Source organism: Gemmatimonadaceae bacterium (assembly GCA_030647905.1).
In the GTDB taxonomy this organism is placed as follows: domain Bacteria; phylum Gemmatimonadota; class Gemmatimonadetes; order Gemmatimonadales; family Gemmatimonadaceae; genus UBA4720.
Window position 1 is genome coordinate 15,263 of record JAUSJA010000011.1, and the last position, 19,007, is coordinate 34,269.

At 59.7% G+C, this 19,007-nt stretch carries 17 protein-coding genes and 1 pseudogene; 11 read left to right on the forward strand and 7 right to left on the reverse strand.

Annotation, left to right across the window (positions count from 1 at the left end; translation table 11 throughout):
• Positions 1–145: 145 nt before the first annotated feature.
• Positions 146–1,303, reverse strand: a complete 1,158-nt coding sequence (locus Q7S20_02025; GenBank protein ID MDO8500597.1) for a glycosyltransferase — start codon at positions 1,301–1,303, stop codon at positions 146–148.
• A 180-nt stretch (positions 1,304–1,483) separates the two neighbouring features.
• On the reverse strand, positions 1,484–2,836 hold the full coding sequence (locus Q7S20_02030) for a GMC oxidoreductase (protein MDO8500598.1): 1,353 nt from the start codon (positions 2,834–2,836) through the stop codon (positions 1,484–1,486).
• Positions 2,837–3,289: 453 nt separating this feature from the next.
• Here Q7S20_02030 and Q7S20_02035 point away from each other — a divergent pair, with 453 nt between their 5' ends.
• Positions 3,290–3,979, forward strand: a complete 690-nt coding sequence (locus tag Q7S20_02035) for a class I SAM-dependent methyltransferase (protein ID MDO8500599.1) — start codon at positions 3,290–3,292, stop codon at positions 3,977–3,979.
• 54 nt (positions 3,980–4,033) lie between these two features.
• Entirely contained in the window at positions 4,034–5,068 is a 1,035-nt protein-coding gene (locus tag Q7S20_02040; GenBank protein MDO8500600.1) for a glycosyltransferase family 2 protein, read from the forward strand.
• Between the two features lie 12 nt (positions 5,069–5,080).
• Here the strand turns inward: Q7S20_02040 and Q7S20_02045 are convergent, their stop codons facing one another.
• From Q7S20_02045 to Q7S20_02065, 5 genes are read right to left on the reverse strand one after another with little or no spacing between them, the layout of a single operon-like run.
• Positions 5,081–6,163 (reverse strand): glycosyltransferase, encoded by a 1,083-nt coding sequence (locus tag Q7S20_02045; protein MDO8500601.1) that lies wholly within the window; start codon positions 6,161–6,163, stop codon positions 5,081–5,083.
• A gap of 20 nt (positions 6,164–6,183) precedes the next feature.
• A complete protein-coding gene (locus Q7S20_02050; GenBank protein ID MDO8500602.1) occupies positions 6,184–7,035 on the reverse strand; it encodes an NAD-dependent epimerase/dehydratase family protein in 852 nt (283 codons plus the stop codon).
• Positions 7,028–7,744 carry a sugar phosphate nucleotidyltransferase gene (locus tag Q7S20_02055; protein ID MDO8500603.1) on the reverse strand — a complete coding sequence of 239 codons (717 nt, stop codon included), beginning with the start codon at positions 7,742–7,744 and terminating at the stop codon, positions 7,028–7,030. The genes Q7S20_02050 and Q7S20_02055 overlap by 8 nt, the downstream gene beginning before the upstream one ends.
• Positions 7,737–8,744, reverse strand: coding sequence for an NAD-dependent 4,6-dehydratase LegB (locus Q7S20_02060; protein MDO8500604.1), 1,008 nt, complete (start codon positions 8,742–8,744; stop codon positions 7,737–7,739). Before Q7S20_02060 ends, Q7S20_02055 begins: the two co-directional genes overlap by 8 nt.
• Positions 8,737–9,990, reverse strand: coding sequence for a glycosyltransferase family 1 protein (locus tag Q7S20_02065; GenBank protein MDO8500605.1), 1,254 nt, complete (start codon positions 9,988–9,990; stop codon positions 8,737–8,739). Before Q7S20_02065 ends, Q7S20_02060 begins: the two co-directional genes overlap by 8 nt.
• Before the next feature lie 230 nt (positions 9,991–10,220).
• Here Q7S20_02065 and Q7S20_02070 point away from each other — a divergent pair, with 230 nt between their 5' ends.
• The 9 genes and pseudogenes from Q7S20_02070 to lhgO all read left to right on the forward strand — a co-directional run bounded on the left by Q7S20_02070 (position 10,221) and on the right by lhgO (position 18,658).
• Positions 10,221–10,955 (forward strand): CmcI family methyltransferase, encoded by a 735-nt coding sequence (locus tag Q7S20_02070; protein MDO8500606.1) that lies wholly within the window; start codon positions 10,221–10,223, stop codon positions 10,953–10,955.
• A 100-nt stretch (positions 10,956–11,055) separates the two neighbouring features.
• Positions 11,056–12,927, forward strand: a complete 1,872-nt coding sequence (gene asnB / locus Q7S20_02075; GenBank protein MDO8500607.1) for an asparagine synthase (glutamine-hydrolyzing) — start codon at positions 11,056–11,058, stop codon at positions 12,925–12,927.
• A 261-nt stretch (positions 12,928–13,188) separates the two neighbouring features.
• Positions 13,189–13,752, forward strand: a pseudogene (locus Q7S20_02080) (polysaccharide biosynthesis protein).
• Between the two features lie 306 nt (positions 13,753–14,058).
• The gene (gene rfbC / locus Q7S20_02085) at positions 14,059–14,634 is read left to right on the forward strand and encodes a dTDP-4-dehydrorhamnose 3,5-epimerase (GenBank protein ID MDO8500608.1); all 576 of its coding nucleotides are present in this window, start codon (positions 14,059–14,061) and stop codon (positions 14,632–14,634) included.
• A gap of 53 nt (positions 14,635–14,687) precedes the next feature.
• Positions 14,688–15,725, forward strand: a complete 1,038-nt coding sequence (locus tag Q7S20_02090; protein ID MDO8500609.1) for an SDR family oxidoreductase — start codon at positions 14,688–14,690, stop codon at positions 15,723–15,725.
• A 31-nt stretch (positions 15,726–15,756) separates the two neighbouring features.
• A complete protein-coding gene (rfbD, locus tag Q7S20_02095) occupies positions 15,757–16,653 on the forward strand; it encodes a dTDP-4-dehydrorhamnose reductase (GenBank protein ID MDO8500610.1) in 897 nt (298 codons plus the stop codon).
• Positions 16,654–16,797: 144 nt separating this feature from the next.
• Complete coding sequence (locus Q7S20_02100) at positions 16,798–16,929, forward strand: hypothetical protein (GenBank protein ID MDO8500611.1); 132 nt, start codon at positions 16,798–16,800, stop codon at positions 16,927–16,929.
• Between the two features lie 31 nt (positions 16,930–16,960).
• Complete coding sequence (locus Q7S20_02105; protein MDO8500612.1) at positions 16,961–17,386, forward strand: hypothetical protein; 426 nt, start codon at positions 16,961–16,963, stop codon at positions 17,384–17,386.
• A 15-nt stretch (positions 17,387–17,401) separates the two neighbouring features.
• A complete protein-coding gene (lhgO, locus tag Q7S20_02110) occupies positions 17,402–18,658 on the forward strand; it encodes an L-2-hydroxyglutarate oxidase (protein MDO8500613.1) in 1,257 nt (418 codons plus the stop codon).
• The last annotated feature ends 349 nt before the right edge of the window (positions 18,659–19,007 follow it).

Here is a 19,007-nt window from a genome sequence, read left to right on the forward strand (position 1 = left end):
TCGAGGTGGAACCTCCAGCCTCATACAGAACCGCGATTATCTGCTCAGTAAATCTCATCCTCTTGATCAGTCCTCGCCGCCTCAAGGCAGATTAGGACTCATAACCTACGAAATGGCTCCGATTTCGGGGAGGACGTCAATACGTCTAGAAATGGAGTAAATCGACTGCGCTAGCCAATCGCTGATCCCATGTGTGTTCGCGAACCGCCCGGGCTCTACCGGCAGCTCCTATCGTTTTCCGTTCCGCATCGTTGGCGAGGTAATAACGCAGTTTCTCGACACACTCGTTAATCGTTTTGTAAACAGCAATCTCCTTACCGATTTCATAGTGCTTCTGCAGATCGGGGTTGTAGCTAGTAAGATACAGACTTCCAGACATTGGCCCATCGAAATCGCGTAATTTGAGAGTAACTATTTTGCTCGAGTGTCCAACAAACCCCGTGCCGAGAACTATTTTGGCTCTGGCGAATAGTTTAGGAACCTCGTTGCCCGCTATATGGCCATTTTGGAATCCGTTACCGAAGCACTCGATCCGAATTCCCGCTGCCCTAACAGCATCGACGAGCTTTCCTCTTTTACCGTAATTATTTCCGACGAACACAACATCCAAGTCTTTGTCACCTGAAGGTTTAAATAGTTCAGGATCACTCCCGAACGGCCAGTAAATAGCAGGGCACCCTTCAGACAGATAGCGAGGCACGTATTCCTCGGTCGTCTGCAAAGTAAGATCAACGCCTTCGACGAGTCCTATAAAACCCATACGCACGTTATCCTGCGTGCTCCAATGTACCGGTAATCTATCATCCATTGCCATATTAATGACGGGAATACCCATTTTCCTTACCGATTGCAACGCGTGGACAGATAATTGTTGCGCCGTCATCGTACCGATGACGCAATCTACTCGGCGCTCCGCATTTAATGCTCTGATGTGTTCCACAAGATGGCGACTGTTCGACTCTCTAGCTCTGTAGGCCGAAACGCCAATTGGTGGATTCAATCCATATTCCCCCTGCATATTGTAGTAGAGGCTCAATTGACCAAAACGAGCAAGCGACTGCAGAAACCCAGTCGCCTCATGATCGTAATAAGTACCCACACAGTAAATATGCATCGGTGCGGCTGGCCAACGAACCTGCTGGACGCCGGCACCGCGCATTCTGTCATGCAGCATCTTAATTAAGTTCCTCCTGTCCCAGTTAGCAGGGACGCAAGCGACCTTGCTTTCATAGACCCGGCTAATGCGCGCCAACTGCACCGACAACGCAACATCCTTAATAAAGGAATTCAGCGCGTAAATCACTCGAGACTTCTTAAGTGATTCCTTTATCATTGGGCTCGTTCACGGACGAGGTCATTAGAAAAGATTTCGTGTGATCCGCGAGGACAGAGGTGGGGATGAGTCCCAAGTCTAGTTGAAACTCCAATTAAATTCCTTGGACCTTGCGTTGCCCCGGCAAAGGAAAACAATGGCAAGGTGTCTTTAATGCGGTCTGCGCAGATGATCTGCCATGCGGAGCGCGAGGGCGGCGATTGTGAGGCCGGTGTTGGCGTAGCCGCTGGCGGGGATGAGAGAGCCATCGCACACATACAAGTTTTCCAGTCCGTGGACCCGGCCATTCTTGTCGCACACACCCTGATCGGGTGACGCGGCCATGCGGGCGGTGCCAGAATGGTGCGAGGAAGAGAATATGTTGCTGGGCCAGCACGGGAACACGTTTGCGTTCGTGACCATATTGCCCAGTATATTCAGCGCCTGGTGAATTGATTTCTGCAGGGAGAGGATGTAAGTAGCTGGCATGTCCCACTTCCGGTAGATGTTGGGGCTTTCTTTATCCCCCCAGACGTTGCGGGTGGTGGCGGGCGGTTGTTCCGCAACCATCAGTAGTGAATAGTGCTGGGTGGGCAGGTGGATGCGGAACCTAAAGGAAAGGATATCCAGAATATCGTCCCAGTGAGTCAGCAGGCGGAAGTAAGGCCGCGGGTTGAACGGTTCGTTCCTTAGCTCGGTGAGTACACTTCGCACCCTGACTCGCGGGTGCGGCGTCCGGTGGTAGATAGCCGCCGGTCTGAGCTGGAAGGAAACCTGCAGGCCATCTTGCTTGACAACCAGCGGCAAGCGGAGATTGCCGTCAGTATGGGGCGCGGGATAATTCCACAGATTGTAGAGCGGCGCGTCCAGAGTGATTTCGCCCACAAACGCAGATGGGTGGTCCTCGTAATGGAGGCCAGCTTGTTGCAAAGCCGGAAGCGGGAAGTGTTCGGCCAGTTTTTGAAGCAAAAGTGGTGTACCGAGGCCACCGGCGGCGAGAATGAAGACATCGCCGCTGACCTTGTGCTCGCCATCTGCGCTCTTGACCAACAGGTGACGAACTTCTCTCTTTCCATCGTACAACAAGGCAGTGACCTCGCCTTCAACGACCTTGACGCGCCCTTTCAGTTTGAGAGAATGCCATGTATTGACACGCTGACGGGGGAAAAATAAACCTTGTCCCAGTTTCTTTTCCGGGAAGCCAATGGCCAAGTACTTCTCGCGTAGCGTTTCTACAGCTGCCATCACGGCACTTTGGGGTGCACCGGCAAGCTTCGGATAGGCTTGAGTGTAATACGGCGCCAGTTCTGATTTGCAAAATGGCCATTTCTCCTGAAAGATATCCTCGTCCACTTCGATAAGGCCATTGTGCCAGAGGGCAGTAGTTCCCCCGAGCCCGGAGCCGATGTGTGGGTAGGTGACGGCGGGTGTGGCAGTATCCAGCACACGCTGTTGCAACGGCGTGGCCTGCGAGCCGAGTTCGACAATAGTGATGTCCCAACTCTCGGCTAGGCGGTCTGCCAAAACGCAGCCTCCGAGACCTGCGCCAACTATGACTAATTTTGGCTTCACGCGGCCATTCTAATTGACTTGGTCTCAAGGTCGAAGTGCAAGCTTAAGAGATTGTAGCTGAGCGGACCAAGCCTCGGCAGGGTCATCCGGACGCGGGGTTTACGGGTGCGATCGTTCAAGTGTTCGGCTATGGAATACAACTGGCGCTCCGTTTGTTTAAAAAGAGATTGTCATGTGTGGAATTTATGGGCTGGCTCAGGTTATTAGAGCGCGCTTGGTTTTCATGCTGACGTCAATTGCGTGGACGTTGCCGGCGGGACAGGTAGAGGGGCTGTACAGGGCTGTCGGGCGCCTCCAAGTAGTAAATTAATATCTTCGCCAAACCCTTCGCAAGCGGTCGGTTTTTCAGCCGAGAATGGATATTTTACAGGCCCTTCCGCGTAGCTTGTCTTTGACACGGATGAAATGCACGAACGGCTGAAGCGGTTCCTCGGAGTGTACTCGGAATCCCGAATCAACGATTTCATTGAGCGGGAGGTCGCGGCGTTGCCGGCGGGGTCCAGGATACTCGATCTCGGCTGCGGATCCCAAAGATACCGCAAGCACTGCGATCAGCTCCGGTATTATGCGCAGGATTGGGGTAAATCCTCTGAGGGGCTGGGCAGCACGCGGGAAGAATATGTGTACGGGCAGCTCGATTACTTGGGAAACTGCTGGAACGTCGATGAGGAAAGCGGCCACTTCGACGCGATATTGTGCACCGAAGTTCTCGAGCACGTGCCGTATCCCGAGAAAACCATACGAGAGATCGCGCGTCTGCTCAGGCCCGGCGGAAAGCTGTTACTCACTGCGCCGTTGATGTCCCTGCGGCACATGAACCCGCATTGGTTTCAGCCGGGGCTTTCCGACAACTGGTACGAGTTTTTTCTGCCTAAGTACGATTTGTCCATTACCAGAATGGATACGATCGGCGATTACGCGATGCTGCTGAAATCGGAGCTCGTACGCGTGTGGGCGCATCACAAGTGGGCGGTGCCGTTCATGCTTCCGGCAATCGTTTTCATGTCCCTGTTTTTCAAGGCGGATAAATCCGCTTTTCGGAACCTCGCCTGCATGGGCTACCACATCGTCGCAACGAAAACGCCTCGGGATTGACGTTTCGGCGGCAATCTCTTTTCGTCCCACTCAAGCCAAATACAGGTCGCGCAAATGAGTAGCCCAAGATTCTCGATCTGCATCCCGACGTTCAACCGGTCCTCGGAGCTGCGGCAGCTCTTCGACTCGATCCTGGGCCAGCGTTTTACCAACTATGAAGTGATCTGCTGCGACGACTTCACCCCCGAGCCGGCGCGAGCGCAAAAACGCGAGATGGCCCAAGCGTATGAGCGCCTTTTTGATGGACGGCTGAGGTACGTTGAGAATCCGCGGAATCTCGGCTACGACAGAAATCTGCGCACCGCGATGGACTACGCGGCGGGTGAGTACATCGTGCTGATGGGAGACGACGACCTGCTGGCTCCCGGCGCGCTCGAGCACTTCGATGCGGTGTTGACCGCGAACTCGAACCCCCGATTCCTGCTTCGCTCTTACGCGACCTTTCGAGACGACCCGAGCGTTCAGGAGCAGATACACCGGTATTATCCGCGAGAGACCCGGTTCCAGCCGGGTGCGGAGACAATCAAGCGGCTGTTTCATCGCGCCGTTCTGGTCTCCGGTCTCGTCATCCACCGGGCCTCGGCGGTTGAGAACAGGACCGATAAGGTAGACGGGACTCTTTACTACCAGCTCTACGTCATCGCGATGATCCTGTCGCGGCTCCCGGCGGTCGCCACCCCACAGATCACCGTTTACAACCGCCTGATCGGTCCGGAGAAATCCGTATTCGGCAATTCGCAGAGCGAAAAAGGTTTTTGGGAACCGGGCAAGCGCACGATCGCGAGCAGTCTCTACCAGATGAAGCAATACCTGAAGGTGGCGAAAATCGTGGAGGATGATTCCGGCCTCGATGTCTATCGCGGCATCCGGAATGAGCTTTCAAAATACTCCTATTCCTTTCTTTCCTATCATTCCGACAAGGGTGCGCGCGCTTTCATCGCGTACGCGCGCGATCTCATTCGCGCCGGTTTCGGACGTGAGCCTTTCTTCTACGTTTACGTAACGGGCCTCCTGACGCTGGGACCCGGCCGCTGTTACTGGATCATCAACCAGATCAAAAGACGCTTGGGGCACACGCCGCGGCTGTAGCGGCGTGCCGGGTCATCCGCCGGCTGCATTCCTGATCTCCTCGACCCAATCCACCACCTGCCGCATTCTCGACTCGACGTCGTGACCGTCGGCGATCACCCGGGCTCGGCCGCGTTCCGCCACCGAGCGGCGCGCGTGCCCGTCCGCGAGGTAGTGGCGGATTTTTCTCACCAGTTCGTCCTTGTCGCGAAAAAAATCCGCTTCGACGCCCTCTTCGAAGAGAGACGCCAAATCGTCCGAGTACTCGGAGAGCAATAACGTTCCGGCCGCGGGGATCTCGAAGCATCGCCTCGTGTAGGTGTCACGGTTGAGCTTCGACAGAAAGCAAAGCGCGATCTTTGTTGCGCAGACCGCCTTGTTGTAGTCTTCCCCACGAACGGGATTGACCGGCCACAGATGCGCGAGGACGTCGGAGACAGGCTTGGGCGGATAGTCGGGACCATACAGCTGCAGCGCGACGCCCGCTTTCGCAATCTCCTCCAGGCACTCGATTCGATTGTCCGGCTCATAGTGACCGATGAACGCCACGTCGCATCCGAATCGCGCCTCGTCCTCCGGCGAAAGTGCCACGAGACGGTTCCGCTCCGGCACGAACCAGGAGCGAAGGACCTCCACCCGTTTCGCGCCGATCCGCAGGAAGTCGGCAACGTTGTGTTGGCGGTACGCGAGCATCAGGTCGTAGAACGGTACGCTCGCCAGGAAATGTCGCCACAGCAAGCCCGGCTGCCGGCGCGAAAACGGATCGTCGTTGTTGTACCCGACGAGGACGGCTGACGGGAGCTCCCTCTTGATGCCGGTCAACGTCGCTTTCTTGACGTGGGTTCCCCGATAGACGAAGACCATCTCGGGCCGGAAAGCGACCGCGGCCGCTATGAAGTCGCGATTGAGCTGGCGCAGCCGATTCCCGAACAGGAATTTGTTCTGGATTTTTCGGCTGATGATGTCCGGACTCAACCGCTCAGCCGGCTTGTGCTTTGCGTGAAAATAGGAATGCCACTTGAAGGGACGGACTTCGTGTCCGAGCGTTTTTAGCGCCCGGTACGCGGGCTCCTCGTGAATGTCCGCTTCCCAATCTCCTACGAACAGAATGCGCATTGCCCGCCGGGTCGGATCGCTCAATCGCCGGAGCGCAACAGCATTCGCTCGATGCCCTGACGGAACGTGAGCTTCGGCGTCCACTCCAGGAGCGCCGAGGCCTTAGCAATGTCCGCGTACACGTCGTTGATTTCTCCGCGGCGCGTTTCTCCGTCCGTTTCGATCGGCAAGTGCGTTCCAGCGACGTCTTGAACGGTTTCGATGACGTCCCGCACGCTGAGCGAACGGCCCGAGCCGATGTTGATCACCTGATAGCCCGACGCGAAGTTGAGGGTCCGCACCAGCGCGTCCACGAAATCGTCCAGATAAACGAAGTCCCGCCGCGGCGCGAGATCGCTGACTCGAATTGCCCGTTTCTCCCTGATCTGTCGGATGATCTGGGGAATTAGAAATATGTCCGGCTGGCCCGGTCCGAATATGTTAAAGGGCCTGATCACCGTGACCGACGTGCCGTAACAGGAGGCGTAGAAGGCGCACGATTGTTCGGCGAGGTACTTCGATAGTGCGTAGGGATTATTGGGGCGGGGGATGACGTCTTCGGAGACCGGCAGACGCTCCGGTGCTCCGTAGAGATATGCACTCACGAAAGTCAGTCGAGCGCCGTGAGTGCGGCAGTACTCAAGAACGTTGGCGGTGCCGAGCACGTTGGTTCGCTGAAATCCGGCTGGATCGAGCCAACTGTCTGGTACGAAGGTGCGTCCCGCGAGGTGGAAGACGTGCCGGGCCGCAGGGGCTCCGGCCAGCGTCTCCCGCCGCGCGATGTCTCCGTGCTCGCTGGTAAGCTCAAAGACTTCGTGACCGGACCGTTTCAGTCTTCTGCACAGGGCGCCCCCGATGAAGCCCGCTGCGCCCGTGACGAGGACGCTAGTCACTGAGGAATCGCGACTTCAATGAGTCGAACTCTTCGATCGCGCGGGCGTAGTCCTCCGGACGTCCAATGTCCAGCCAGTACCCCTCGAATGGACGTACAGTCACCTCTTTTTTTTCTGCTATAAGGTCCAACATCAGGTCATCGAATCCGTAGGGCTTGCTGGCGGGAACCGAGTCAAGCGCCTCCCGGCTGACCATATAGACACCCATGCTGACCTCATACCGAGCCGTCGGTTTCTCATTGAACCCGGTAAGGCGCCCACTCGACCTATCCACTTCGAGGACTCCGTAGTCTATCGCCTGCTCCCGCGAGTGAGATGATATCGTGAACAGCTTACCCGACGCCAAGTGGGCATCGTGAAAGGCGGCGAAGTCCAGATCCGTCAAGACGTCGCCGTTCATTACGAGAAAATGTCGCGGCAAATCGCCGATCAAGCGCAAAGGCCCGATCGTTCCGAGCGGCGACTCTTCCAGGGAGTAGTCGATGGCTATACCCCACCTGGATCCATCTCCGAAGAAGGCCTTGATCAAGTTCGCCTGGTGGTTGACGGCCATCGTGACGCGGTCGAACCCCGCCGCGGCCAGTTGTCTTACGACGACTTCCAGAATCGGGTATTCGCCAAGTGGCATCAGCGGCTTGGGCAACACAATAGTATAGGGCCGCAATCTCGCGCCCTTGCCGCCGGCGAGAATCACCGCTCGCCTAGACATTATACACATCGGTCCGGTAGCGGGCGAGGTTGGAGGGCTTTCGGAACCATTCGATGGTTTCGGAGAGGCCTTTCCTGAAACCGGTGAGGCCCGCGTAGGCCGGGCGCCAATTCAGGATCGAGGCGGCTTTCTCGTTTGAGGCGAGCAACCGCTCGACTTCGCTCGTTGGCGGCCGGAGCCGCTCCCGCTCGGTGACGATCTCGATTTGCGCACCCATCAGCTCCCCGATGAGAGTAGCCGTGTCGCCGATCGAGATCTCGAAATTGCTGCCGAGGTTTATCACCTCGCCGATTCCGTTGTCGGAATTCGCCGCGGCGATGAACCCTTCGACCGTGTCCGCGACAAAATTGAAGTCCCGAGTCGGAGTCCTCGCGCCGAGCCGGATTTCTCTCGCGCCGTCCGCAATCTGTGTTATGATGGTGGGAATTACAGCGCGTGCCGATTGGCGCGGACCGTACGTATTGAACGGGCGGATGATCGTGACCGGCGTGTTGAACGAAGTGTAAAAGGACATCGCGAGTTGGTCCGCGCCGATCTTGCTCGCCGAATAGGGCGACTGACCTTGAAGCGGGTGATCCTCGGTGATCGGTACGAATCGCGCGGTGCCGTACACCTCGCTCGTTGAAGTATGCACCACCTTCGAGGCGCCCAGGTCGCGGGCCGCTTGCAACACGTTCAACGTCCCCTTGATGTTGGTGTCCACGTACGAATCGGGGGAGTGATACGAATAGGGAATCGCAATGAGGGCGGCGAGGTGGAAGACGACGTCGCAATCCTTCATCGCGGTGCGGACGCCGTTCGGATCGCGCACGTCGCCCGCAAAAACCTCAAACCGGCCTTTCACATCATCGCCGCATTCGTCCAGCCAGCCCCACGAATTGAAGGAGTTGTACAGGACGAACGCGCGAACGTCGAATCCTCGGCGGACGAGCGCCTCCGTGAGATGCGAGCCGATGAATCCATCGGCGCCGGTTACGAGCACGCGGGGCTTCTCAGGCATTGCGGCTCGCGGCCACCTTTACCCGATCGCCTTCGATGCGGTCGGGCGCGCGTAGTCCGAAGGCGACTCCGGACGGAAGTGAAGATTCGTTCGCGGGCGACTGCGGTTCCGCGGCGCTGGCGACTTCCGACAGGAACATCAAGGTTTCGCGGGCGCACCGGGTCCAATCGTAGGCCTTAGCGCGTTCGAACGAGATTGCGGATCTTTCGCTTCGCAGGCTCGGAGACGTGATCATCGCGTGCAGCGACTGAAAAATTTCTTCGGGTTTTTCGGGATTGAAGTACACCCCGCCGTCGCCGAGGATCTCGGTCATCGGGCCGCTGTCGGAGCAGGCGATCGGCAACCCCGACGTCATCGCCTCGAGCAAGATGAGCGGCATGTTTTCGCAACTAGAGGCGAACACGAACAGGTCCGCTTCGGCATAGCTCGCCAGCAGTTCCGGGTACAATACCTTTCCCCTTTGGCGGATCAACTCGCCTTCCGGATCGACGCGATCAACTGTCTTTTGGAGCCGCTTCATCGCCGGCGGGTAAGCGGGGCCGACGAGCTCGAGGACGACGGGAAAGCCGCCGGCGCGGAGTCTTGAGGCGGCCTCCGCGACTTCGGGGTGGTGCTTGTACACGTCGATGATCGAAACGTACAGGATGCGGAACGGGTTCTCGGCGGAATAGCGCTCGATCGGCAACTGCTCACGCGGAGCGCGGATGAACTGCCGATCAACGCCGTTTGGAATAACCACCGTGCGGCGGGTTTTCGGCTTTACCACTCGCATCACCACGTCGCGCGCATACCGGCTGGCAAAAACGAGCCCGTCGGCGTTCCGGAACGTGCGGGACTGCGCCTTACGGAGAAGCATCAGCTTTAGCGCCATCCAGCTCCAGCCGAAGCGCTTCAGCTCATTCCACTCGAACGGCAACAGATTGTGACTCGCGGCGACGAACGGCCTGAAGTCGCCATCGAAGGAGCCGCCCGGAACGAAGAGAACGTCGCAGTCGAACTCGCGAGCGGATGCCGAAAGCCGGGAAAGCTGCCACCAGACCCGATACGGAAGCACTTTGTCGAGATGTGGATCGTGGCCTTTCACGAGCCAGGGCCGGTCTTCTATCATTGCCAACGTTTCCCGACCGGCCCATACGACCACCTGCGAAAAGCCGTGCGCCGGAGGGTCCGCGCCACGCAGCACTCCGGCGAGATAGGAAATGCCACCGCCAGCGCGGAGATTAGTCGCGTCGATGCCGAGTATCAACGGTTTTCGAAATCGGCGGCAAGTTGCTAAGTGGAGTGAAAGGGTGAAAGCACAGACGGCAAGATCGACCAGCGGCGAGCCTTTGTCAATCGGCGGCGGAGCAGCGGCGGAGCGGACACGAGGCGGGGCGGTGTCCGTTGCAGCCGACGAGCGTTGCATCCTACCGAGCTCCATCCTGTGAGGTTATCGTTCGTGACCGGTTTTTCACGTCCACATTCCACTCGGATTGCATGTCACGCCAGTCACTGTTCACTCGCGCATTGAATTATCTAAGGCCCGCGCCGGTATGGAAGCCGCTCTCTGTCACGCAGATTCTTGCCGATCAGAGAGCTCTCGGCATCGTCGAGCAGTTCAGGGACCTGTACTACCGCAGCGGTGTTTCGGGCGACCTGCGGTGGCGGGGTGCGCGGCTCATCAAGAACCCGTGCGATTTGTGGATGACGCTCGAGTTGTTCCAGCGAATCCGTCCCCGCGTCGTCGTCGAGACTGGAACGCACGAAGGCGGGAGCGCACTTTTCTACGCGGACCTCGCGCGCGTTCTCGGGATCACAACCACCGTGATCACCGTGGACCCCAATCCGAAATGGTCGGTCGATCCGGAAGCGGCGGGAATCGTTTCGATCCGGGGCTACAGCACCGATCCCAAGATCATCCAGCGAGTGCGCGAGGAGGTCTCGCGACTCAAGAGTGACGGCGCGGTGATGGTATTCCTCGATTCCGAGCACAGCGCCGACAACGTGTTCGCCGAGCTCGAGACCTACGCCCCACTCGTGACGCGCGGCTCGTATTTGATCGTCGAAGACACGAATGTCAACGGCCATCCCAGCTTCCCGGAACACGGGCCGGGCCCTTGGGAAGCGGTCGATCGCTTCCTCGCGACGTCGCCGCCTTTCGAGCCGGATCCCGACTGCGAGCGCTTTCTCCTGACGTTCAATCCGCGTGGCTGGCTGCGCCGGACCGGCTGACTTCGGGCAAAAAAATGCGCCGCAGGAACGCCCCCGCTAAATTGAGTTTCCCGGCGTCAAAGCTTTCGCCGCAAGTCGCTTATCTTCGGGGCAATCAATAATGTGCGGTATCCTGGGTTTCGCATCCGCCGGTGGTGTAGCTGACGACCTGGCCATTGCGCGGCAGCGCGACACGTTGCGGCACCGCGGGCCCGACGACGAGGGACTTTGGCGGTCGTCCGACAATCGGATATCCTTCAGCCACCGCCGGCTGTCCATCGTGGACCTTTCCTGCGGCGGGCACCAGCCGATGGCTTCGCCGGACGGCGCCGTGCACGTCGTCTTCAACGGCGAGCTCTACAACTATCTTGATCTTCGCGACGAGCTTCGCGGGCTGGGCGCGACATTCTCGACGGCGAGCGACACCGAAGTACTTCTCGCCGCGTACGCTGCCTGGGGTGAGAGGTGCGTCGAGCATTTCAACGGGATGTACGCGTTCGTGCTGCACGACGCGAAGCGTGGAATCCTGTTCGGCGCGCGGGATCGTGCCGGAGAGAAGCCTTTCTTTTATCGTCACCAAGGCGGGAGGTTCGCGTTCGCGTCCGAGTTGAAAGCTCTCCTCGCCGATAGCGCGGCGGGTCGTCACCTCGACCTCGAAGCTTTCAACTCCTACCTCGCATACGGTTACGCCGGTTTTGACCAGTGCATGCTGAAGGGATTCCGAAAGCTGCCGGCTGCACACTCGTTCACGTACCGCGTGCAGGAGGACGAGTTCCGCATTCGGCGCTACTGGGAGCTCCCGGAGCCCCCTGACCAGCGGCACGCGCCAGACACAGAGAGTCTTCTCGAGGAGCTCGAAGGGCTGCTTCAGGACTCGGTGCGCCGCCAGCTTATCGCCGACGTGCCCGTTGGAATCCTGCTGAGCGGCGGGATCGACTCGAGTCTCATCACGGCGATGGCGGCGCGAGTCGGCGGGTCGTCGGTTCACACCTTCACGATCAGCTTTCCCGGCCACGGCAGCTACGACGAAGGTCCGATTGCGAAGCTCGTGGCGGCGCATTTCGGAACCACTCACACGGAGCTCGTGGCGGACGCCGCAAGCGTTGATTTGCTGCCCATCCTCGCGAGGCAGTTCGATGAGCCGATGGCCGATTCGTCGATGATCCCCACGTATCTCGTCTCGAAGCTCGTCCGCCGCCACGCGACCGTCGCGCTGGGGGGTGACGGCGGGGACGAGCTGTTCGCCGGATATCACCACTACAGTTGGATCAAGCAGCAGGAGCGGACTCGCTCGGTCGTACCACGGCCGGTCCGGCGGGCGATCGGCGCCGTGACGGAAAAAGCGCTCCCTGTCGGATTCAAGGGGCGGAACCGCATTCTCGGATACACGGCCGATCTCGACGAGAGTCTCGCGCGGTGGGGAATCTTCTTCGACCGCGAGGCGCGTGCGCGGCTCGCGCCATCTCTCGCGTTTGCGACAAGCGACGCGCCGGAGCGCTGGAAGCGCACCGCTTTCCGCGAGCGCGCGACGACCTTGCAGCGCGCGACGGCGGAGGATTTCGCCAGTTACATGACGGACGACATCCTGGTGAAGGTGGACCGCGCTTCGATGCTCAACTCGCTCGAGGTCCGAGCGCCCTGGCTCGACTATCGGCTGATTGAGTTCGCATTCGGCCGTGTTCCCGATCGGCTGCGGGCCTCGAGCTCGGCCCGGAAGATTCTTCCACGCCGGCTCGCGGCGAGACTGCTGCCCAAATCCGTGGACCTGCGGAGAAAACAGGGCTTTTCCATCCCGCTCGACGCCTGGTTCAGCGGCCCCTGGGGCGAATTGATGGAAGACACGCTGCGCGGAGCCGATCCGGCGATTTTCGACCAGCGCGAGATTGACGGCTTGCTAAGGGCGCAGCGCAGCGGACGCGCGCATTCGAACCGACTGTTCGCCCTGACCATATTCGAGCTGTGGCGCAGAGAGTACGGCGTCACGCTGGAGTAACCATTTTCGGCGTCGGCGACGCTCCGGCGGCGCTCCGCTAAATTTCGCACCGGTCTTCCAGCGTAGGCCCGGATCCCCGAATGGCAGCCACTTCTTGCCATTCCTCCCAAAATTCACAAGGTTCAGCCATCATGTTCGACGACTCAACCTGTTAATCACCGGCGGAACGGGCTCATTCGGGCACTCGGTTCTGAAAAAGTTCCTGCGTACCGATGTCGGCGAGATCCGGAATTTCAGTCGCGATGAGATGAAAAGAAACAGGATGACATGCGGAAGAGCTTCCACGACCCCACGCTGAAGTTCTACCTTGGCGACATCAGGGACTTGGGGAGCGTCAAGCAGGCGATGACCGGCGTGGACTTCGTGTTCCACGCGGCCGCCCTGAAGCAGGTCCCGTCTTGCGAGTTCTATCCGCTCGAGGCCGTCAAGACCAACATCATGGGAACCGACAACGTGATCGAGGCCGCCTTGGACCGCGGCGTGAAGCGCGTCATCTGCCTGAGCACCGACAAGGCGGTCTATCCCATAAACGCGATGGGCATCTCCAAGGCGATGATGGAAAAGCTGATGGTGGCGAAAGCGTGGTTGCTCGCTGAAACCAACTCGGTGGTGTGCGGCACGCGTTATGGAAACGTGATGACGTCGCGCGGCTCGGTCATCCCGCGTCTACGCGTGCAGCGGGTTCGATCGCGACACGCTGATGCATCGCTTCGAGCAACTGTTCAGCGAGATCTCCGCGTCCGTGTCCGCGGCCGCGATCGAATAAGCTCGGCCGCCGCGGGCGCCGTTCCGAGGCGCCGTTCGCGCGCCGGTAAACCGATGTAAGAGAGGGCCGTCAGTTGCGTCACATGTTGCGTCACAGCTCGGTCGGGCGCAAATTATCCGGACGCTTACGGGTGCGGCGACCTTCGCCATTCGTGGGTGATTGCGTTTGAAGCGCCGACTTGAAATTTTGCGTCGTACGCCGCCGGCCTCTCTGGAAAGCACATCGCGAGCGAGCGGGTCCGGGATGTGCAAGATATTGCCGGCCCTGCGTGGGGGCTGAGTCGCACGATCCGGCGTGACCGACCATTCCTGACACAATCCCGACTCTGGACTCGATCTCGCAACCTGGGGCGAACGCCTGACAAGATGAAGCTGACCATACACAAGACCACGATCCCGGAAGTGCTCTTGCTGGAGCACGGTGTGTTCGAAGACGAGCGCGGTTTTTTCATGGAAGTCTACAAGCAGGATCAGTTTCACGACGCGGGATTGCCCGACACCTTCGTCCAGCTCAACCACTCCCGTTCGATGAAGGGCGTACTCCGCGGACTCCACTTCCAGTGGGAGCCGTCGATGGGCAAGCTGATGAGAGTGACCGAGGGTGCGGCCTACCTGGTAGCGGTTGATGTCCGAAGGGACTCGCCGACGCTGGGCCGCTGGGTGGCGGAGACGGTGACGGAGTCGAACCGGCTGCAGATTTGGGCGCCTGCCGGATTCGCGCGCGGATTCTGCGTTCTCTCCGACTTTGCGCAAATTCAGTATCTCTGTACTGGCGTGTACAACAGCTCGGGGGAATCGGGGATCCGATGGAACGATCCGAAAATCGGGATCCCGTGGCCGATCACGAATCCGACGCTGTCGGCGAAGGACGAGCGCGCCCAGACCCTGCGCGAGTGGCTGGCCAGGGCGGAGTCCGCGAACTTCGTAACGAACGGGGAATGACGATTGACCCGTTGCGTCCGTCGCGGATCTTACATGGTATCGGAGAAACCTAAATGAAAATTCTATTGGCCGGCGGTGCCGGATACATCGGCTCCGTCCTCGCACCCAAGCTGCTCGATCGCGGATACGAGGTTGATGTCGTTGATCTGCTCTGGTTCGGAAACCAGTTGCCGCCGGCGGTGAGAGTGATCGAAAAGGACATCCTCGACCTCACCGAGGGCGAGCTCGTCGGGTACGACCAGGTGGTGTTCCTCGCCGGCCTCTCCAACGATCCGATGGCGGACTACTCGCCGTCGCGCAATTTCGTCTTCAACGCCGCGAGCCCGGCATTTCTCGCTTACCTCGCCAAGAGAGCGGGCGTCAAACGTTACGTGTATGCCAGCTCCTGTTCCGTTTACGGCTACACGGAGAACGAGCTGTACAATGAGCAGTCGCCGGCGAACTCGTCCTATCCGTACGGGATATCAAAGCTGCAGGGCGAGTTCGGCGCCATGCAGACGAGGGACGACAATTTTTCGGTCATCGCGCTCCGCAAAGGCACCGTCTGCGGCTACAGCCCGAGAATGCGGCTCGATCTCGTGGTCAACACGATGTTCCGGACGGCGGTCACGGACGGAGTCATCAACGTGGCGAATCCGGCGATCTGGCGCCCGATTCTCGCGATACAGGATGCGGCCAGCGCTTACATCCGCGCGATCGAGGCGAGTCCGTCAATCTCCGGAATATTCAACGTCGCTTCGGGCAACTTCACCATCGGCGAGGTGGCGGACCACGTTCACGATTCCGTCAAGGACCTGCTGAGTCTCGACACGCGGCTCAACATCAATCACGTCACCGACGTCCGAAACTACAAGGTCACGTCGGAGCACGCGCAAAATGTTCTCGGATTTAATCCGACTCAAACCATCCGCGACATCGTTCGGGAGCTGGTGGACAACTACGCGAAGTTCAAGGACGTCGAGAACCCGGCGTACTACAACATCCAGACTTTCAAGAGGGTGGACGGCACCCCGAAGAAGATCAGTTCGGACGATGCCGCCGATTCGAAGAGCCGCCGCCGCACCGCGCAAAGTCATTCGGCCAAGGCATGAAGAGCGTTCTCGCTGGCGGCCGCGACCGCGGATGAAAGTCGCCGTAGTCGGAGCGAACGGACAGCTCGGCGCCGACGTCGTCCTCGCTTTTCGGCAGGCCGGCGACGAAGTCGTTCCGCTCGACCACGAGGATGTCGAAGTCTCCGACGAGTCATCCGTCGTGTCCGCGCTCTCGAATGCGTCGCCCGACCTGGTCGTCAATACGGCCGCGATGCACAACATCGAGAAGTGTGAGCTCGACCCGGCCCGCGCGTTCGCGGTGAACGCTCTGGGCACGAGGTTCCTCGCCCAGGCCTGCGAGGCGAGCGGGTCAGCATTCGTTCACGTGAGCACGGATTACGTCTTCGGCGGAGAAAAGCGGTCTCCATACGTGGAGACGGACCCGCCGAGACCGCTCAACACCTACGGTATCAGCAAGCTGGCCGGCGAGCACTACGCGCTGTGTGAGAACCGGAAGACCTTCGTGGTGCGCACCTCCGCGGTATACGGGTCGCACCCGTGCAGGGCGAAGGGCGGGGATAACTTCGTTCGTCTGATGCTGAGACTGGGACGGGAGCGCGGCAAGGTGAAAGTCGTTGCCGACGAATTCGTGTCGCCGACATACACGGTGGACATCGCGAACCAGATCGTCCGCCTTGCGAGCACCGACGCATTCGGTCTCTACCATGCTACCTCCGCTGGCCAATGCACCTGGAACGAATTTGCGAGGGCGATTTTCGAGGAGGCCGGGCTCGACGTCGTAACCGAGGTCGCAACCGCGGCGGATTTTCCGGCGAAGGTGCCGCGTCCGGCATACTCGGTACTGGACAATCGGGCCTTTCGAGAGCGCGGTCTCGACGTGATGCCGACGTGGCAAGAGGCTCTGAAGCGATACATCTCCGCGTTGAGGCAAGAAGAGCGTCTGCCATCGGAGCTGGCGACCGCCTGAGCGGCTCAAGAGCGCGCGCTCACACAAGACGCGCCACCGGTGAGCTTCCGCCGACGGCCGACTTTCTGATAATCGGCGGCGGCATCCTGGGAATCACTCTGGCTCTGGAGTTGGCTCAGCGCTTCCCCTCGCGGAAAATTGTCCTTGTCGAAAAGGAAAGCTCTCTGGCCGCTCGATCTCGTGACGAGCGACGTGGTAGACCGCGCGCGATTCGACCAGCTCGTCAATGGCGTGAGCGCCGGCCAATCATTGCTGCTGATGTCCGCTTCGCCGTAGCTCTTGTCACGCTTCTCCAGTAGCGCAGAGCGTGCTGGAGAAGCGTGAAGGTGCCGACCACGTTCGTATTGATGAAATCGGCCGGTCCGTCGATCGACCGGTCGACGTGCGACTCGGCGGCGGGGTGGACGATCGCGTTTGGGCGTGTCGCGGAAAGCAGCTCGCCGACGCCGTTCCCGTCACAGATGTCGAGCCGATGAAACTGACAGCGCTGATCTTCGATGTCGGGCAGCGATTCCAGATTGCCGGCATAGGTCAGCTTGTCAACGTTGACGACGGCGTGATCGGTGTCGCGAATGATCATGCCAACGAGGGCCGATCCGATGAACCCCCGCCGCTTGTAACCAGTACCGTGCTCAAAGGCGGCTCAAGCTCTCGTTATGCGCTGTGCTCGTGTGGAGGTTGGCGATACATTTCCAGCTCATGGAATCCAGCTCGCAAGCCGTGGGATGAGTGAGGCCAAGAAACGAATTTGAGGCCTGAATCTGATCTGCACGCCCCGGCATCGCGCGCGAAAAAGTCCGGTGCGCCGCTGGCCACTGCCGACTTTCTCGTCGTCGGCGGCGGTATCATTGGAATCACCATCGCCCTCGACCTCGCCCGACGTTTCCCGGGCCAGTCGATCGCACTGATCGAGAAGGAGGATGAGCTCGGCATGCACGCGAGCGGCCGAAACAGCGGGATCCTTCACGCCGGCTTCTATTACTCCGCCGACAGTCTCAAGGCGCGATTCTCTAAGGAAGGGAATGCCGCGCTCACCACCTACTGCGTCGAGCGGGGATTGCGGATAAACCGCTGCGGCAAGCTTGTCGTCGCCCAGGACGAGAGCGAGCTGGCCGGTTTGGACGAGTTGCTCCGGCGGGGGCGCGTCAACAACGTGCGTCTCGACGAGATCACCGACGCGGAGGCACGGAAGATCGAGCCACGGGTACGCACCTTCCAGCGCGCGATCTTTTCGCCGACGACTTCCGCTGTTGACCCGGCGGAGGTCACGCTCTCACTCGCCGCGGACGCGGAGAAGGCGGGGGTCGCGATCACCCGGCGGACGAAGTATCTCGGGCGCGGCGGCAGCACGGTTCGAACCAGCTCGGGAACGATTGACTGCGGATACGTGGTGAATGCGGCCGGTCTGTACTCCGACCGCGTCGCCCACGATTACGGATTTTCCGATAACTACCGGATACTTCCGTTCAAGGGTGTCTATCTCTACGCCGACGAGGGCGAGACGATTCGGACGAATATCTATCCGGTTCCGAATCTCGCCAATCCCTTTCTCGGCGTGCACTTCACCGTCACCACTCACGGCCGGACGAAAATCGGACCGACGGCGATCCCGGCTCTCTGGCGCGAGCAGTACGGGTGGGTTGCCGGGTTCAGCGCGCGCGAGCTCGCCGACATCGTGGCGCGAGAGTTTGGTCTTCTGGCGCGGGACGACTTCAATTTCAGGTCGCTGGCGCTTTCCGAGCTCAAGAAGTACCGCCGCTCGAATCTCGTCGCGCTCGCGTCGAAAATGATGCGCGATCTGGATCCGAGACGATACACGCATTGGGGCAAACCGGGCATCCGTGCCCAGCTTCTCGACATCCGAACCCGGCGGCTGGTGACGGATTTTCACGTCGAAGGCGACGACCGGTCAATGCACGTGCTGAACGCCGTGTCTCCGGCGTTCACTTCGTCGATACCCTTCGCGTCCTATGTCGTCGACCGGATCCAGGCAGAAATGAAATAATTGTCGCGCCGGCCCAGGACGCTACCGATGCAGCCGCGCAGTCATCTGCAAGTTCAGGTTCGGCACGTCCTGCGAGAAGTTGCGGCATGCCCGTTATGCGGTTGCCGACCGGGCCATTCCGGCGATCGCGTTCGCGAGTGCCACCCGCCAGTGCGGCGGAGTCCGACCCATCGCCACCATTCATCTGTTTAGCCGGCTCGCCCCAGGCCGGTCAAGCGATACATGGGGCCGTAGGGAGTGCCGATCCAGCGCGCCACAGCGCCAGGCAACTCCGGGTAACGATCGGGGCTGCGAATATAACGCCTGAATGACGGGCGCCGTGCACATTCCCCCCGAAGCTCTTGCGGAC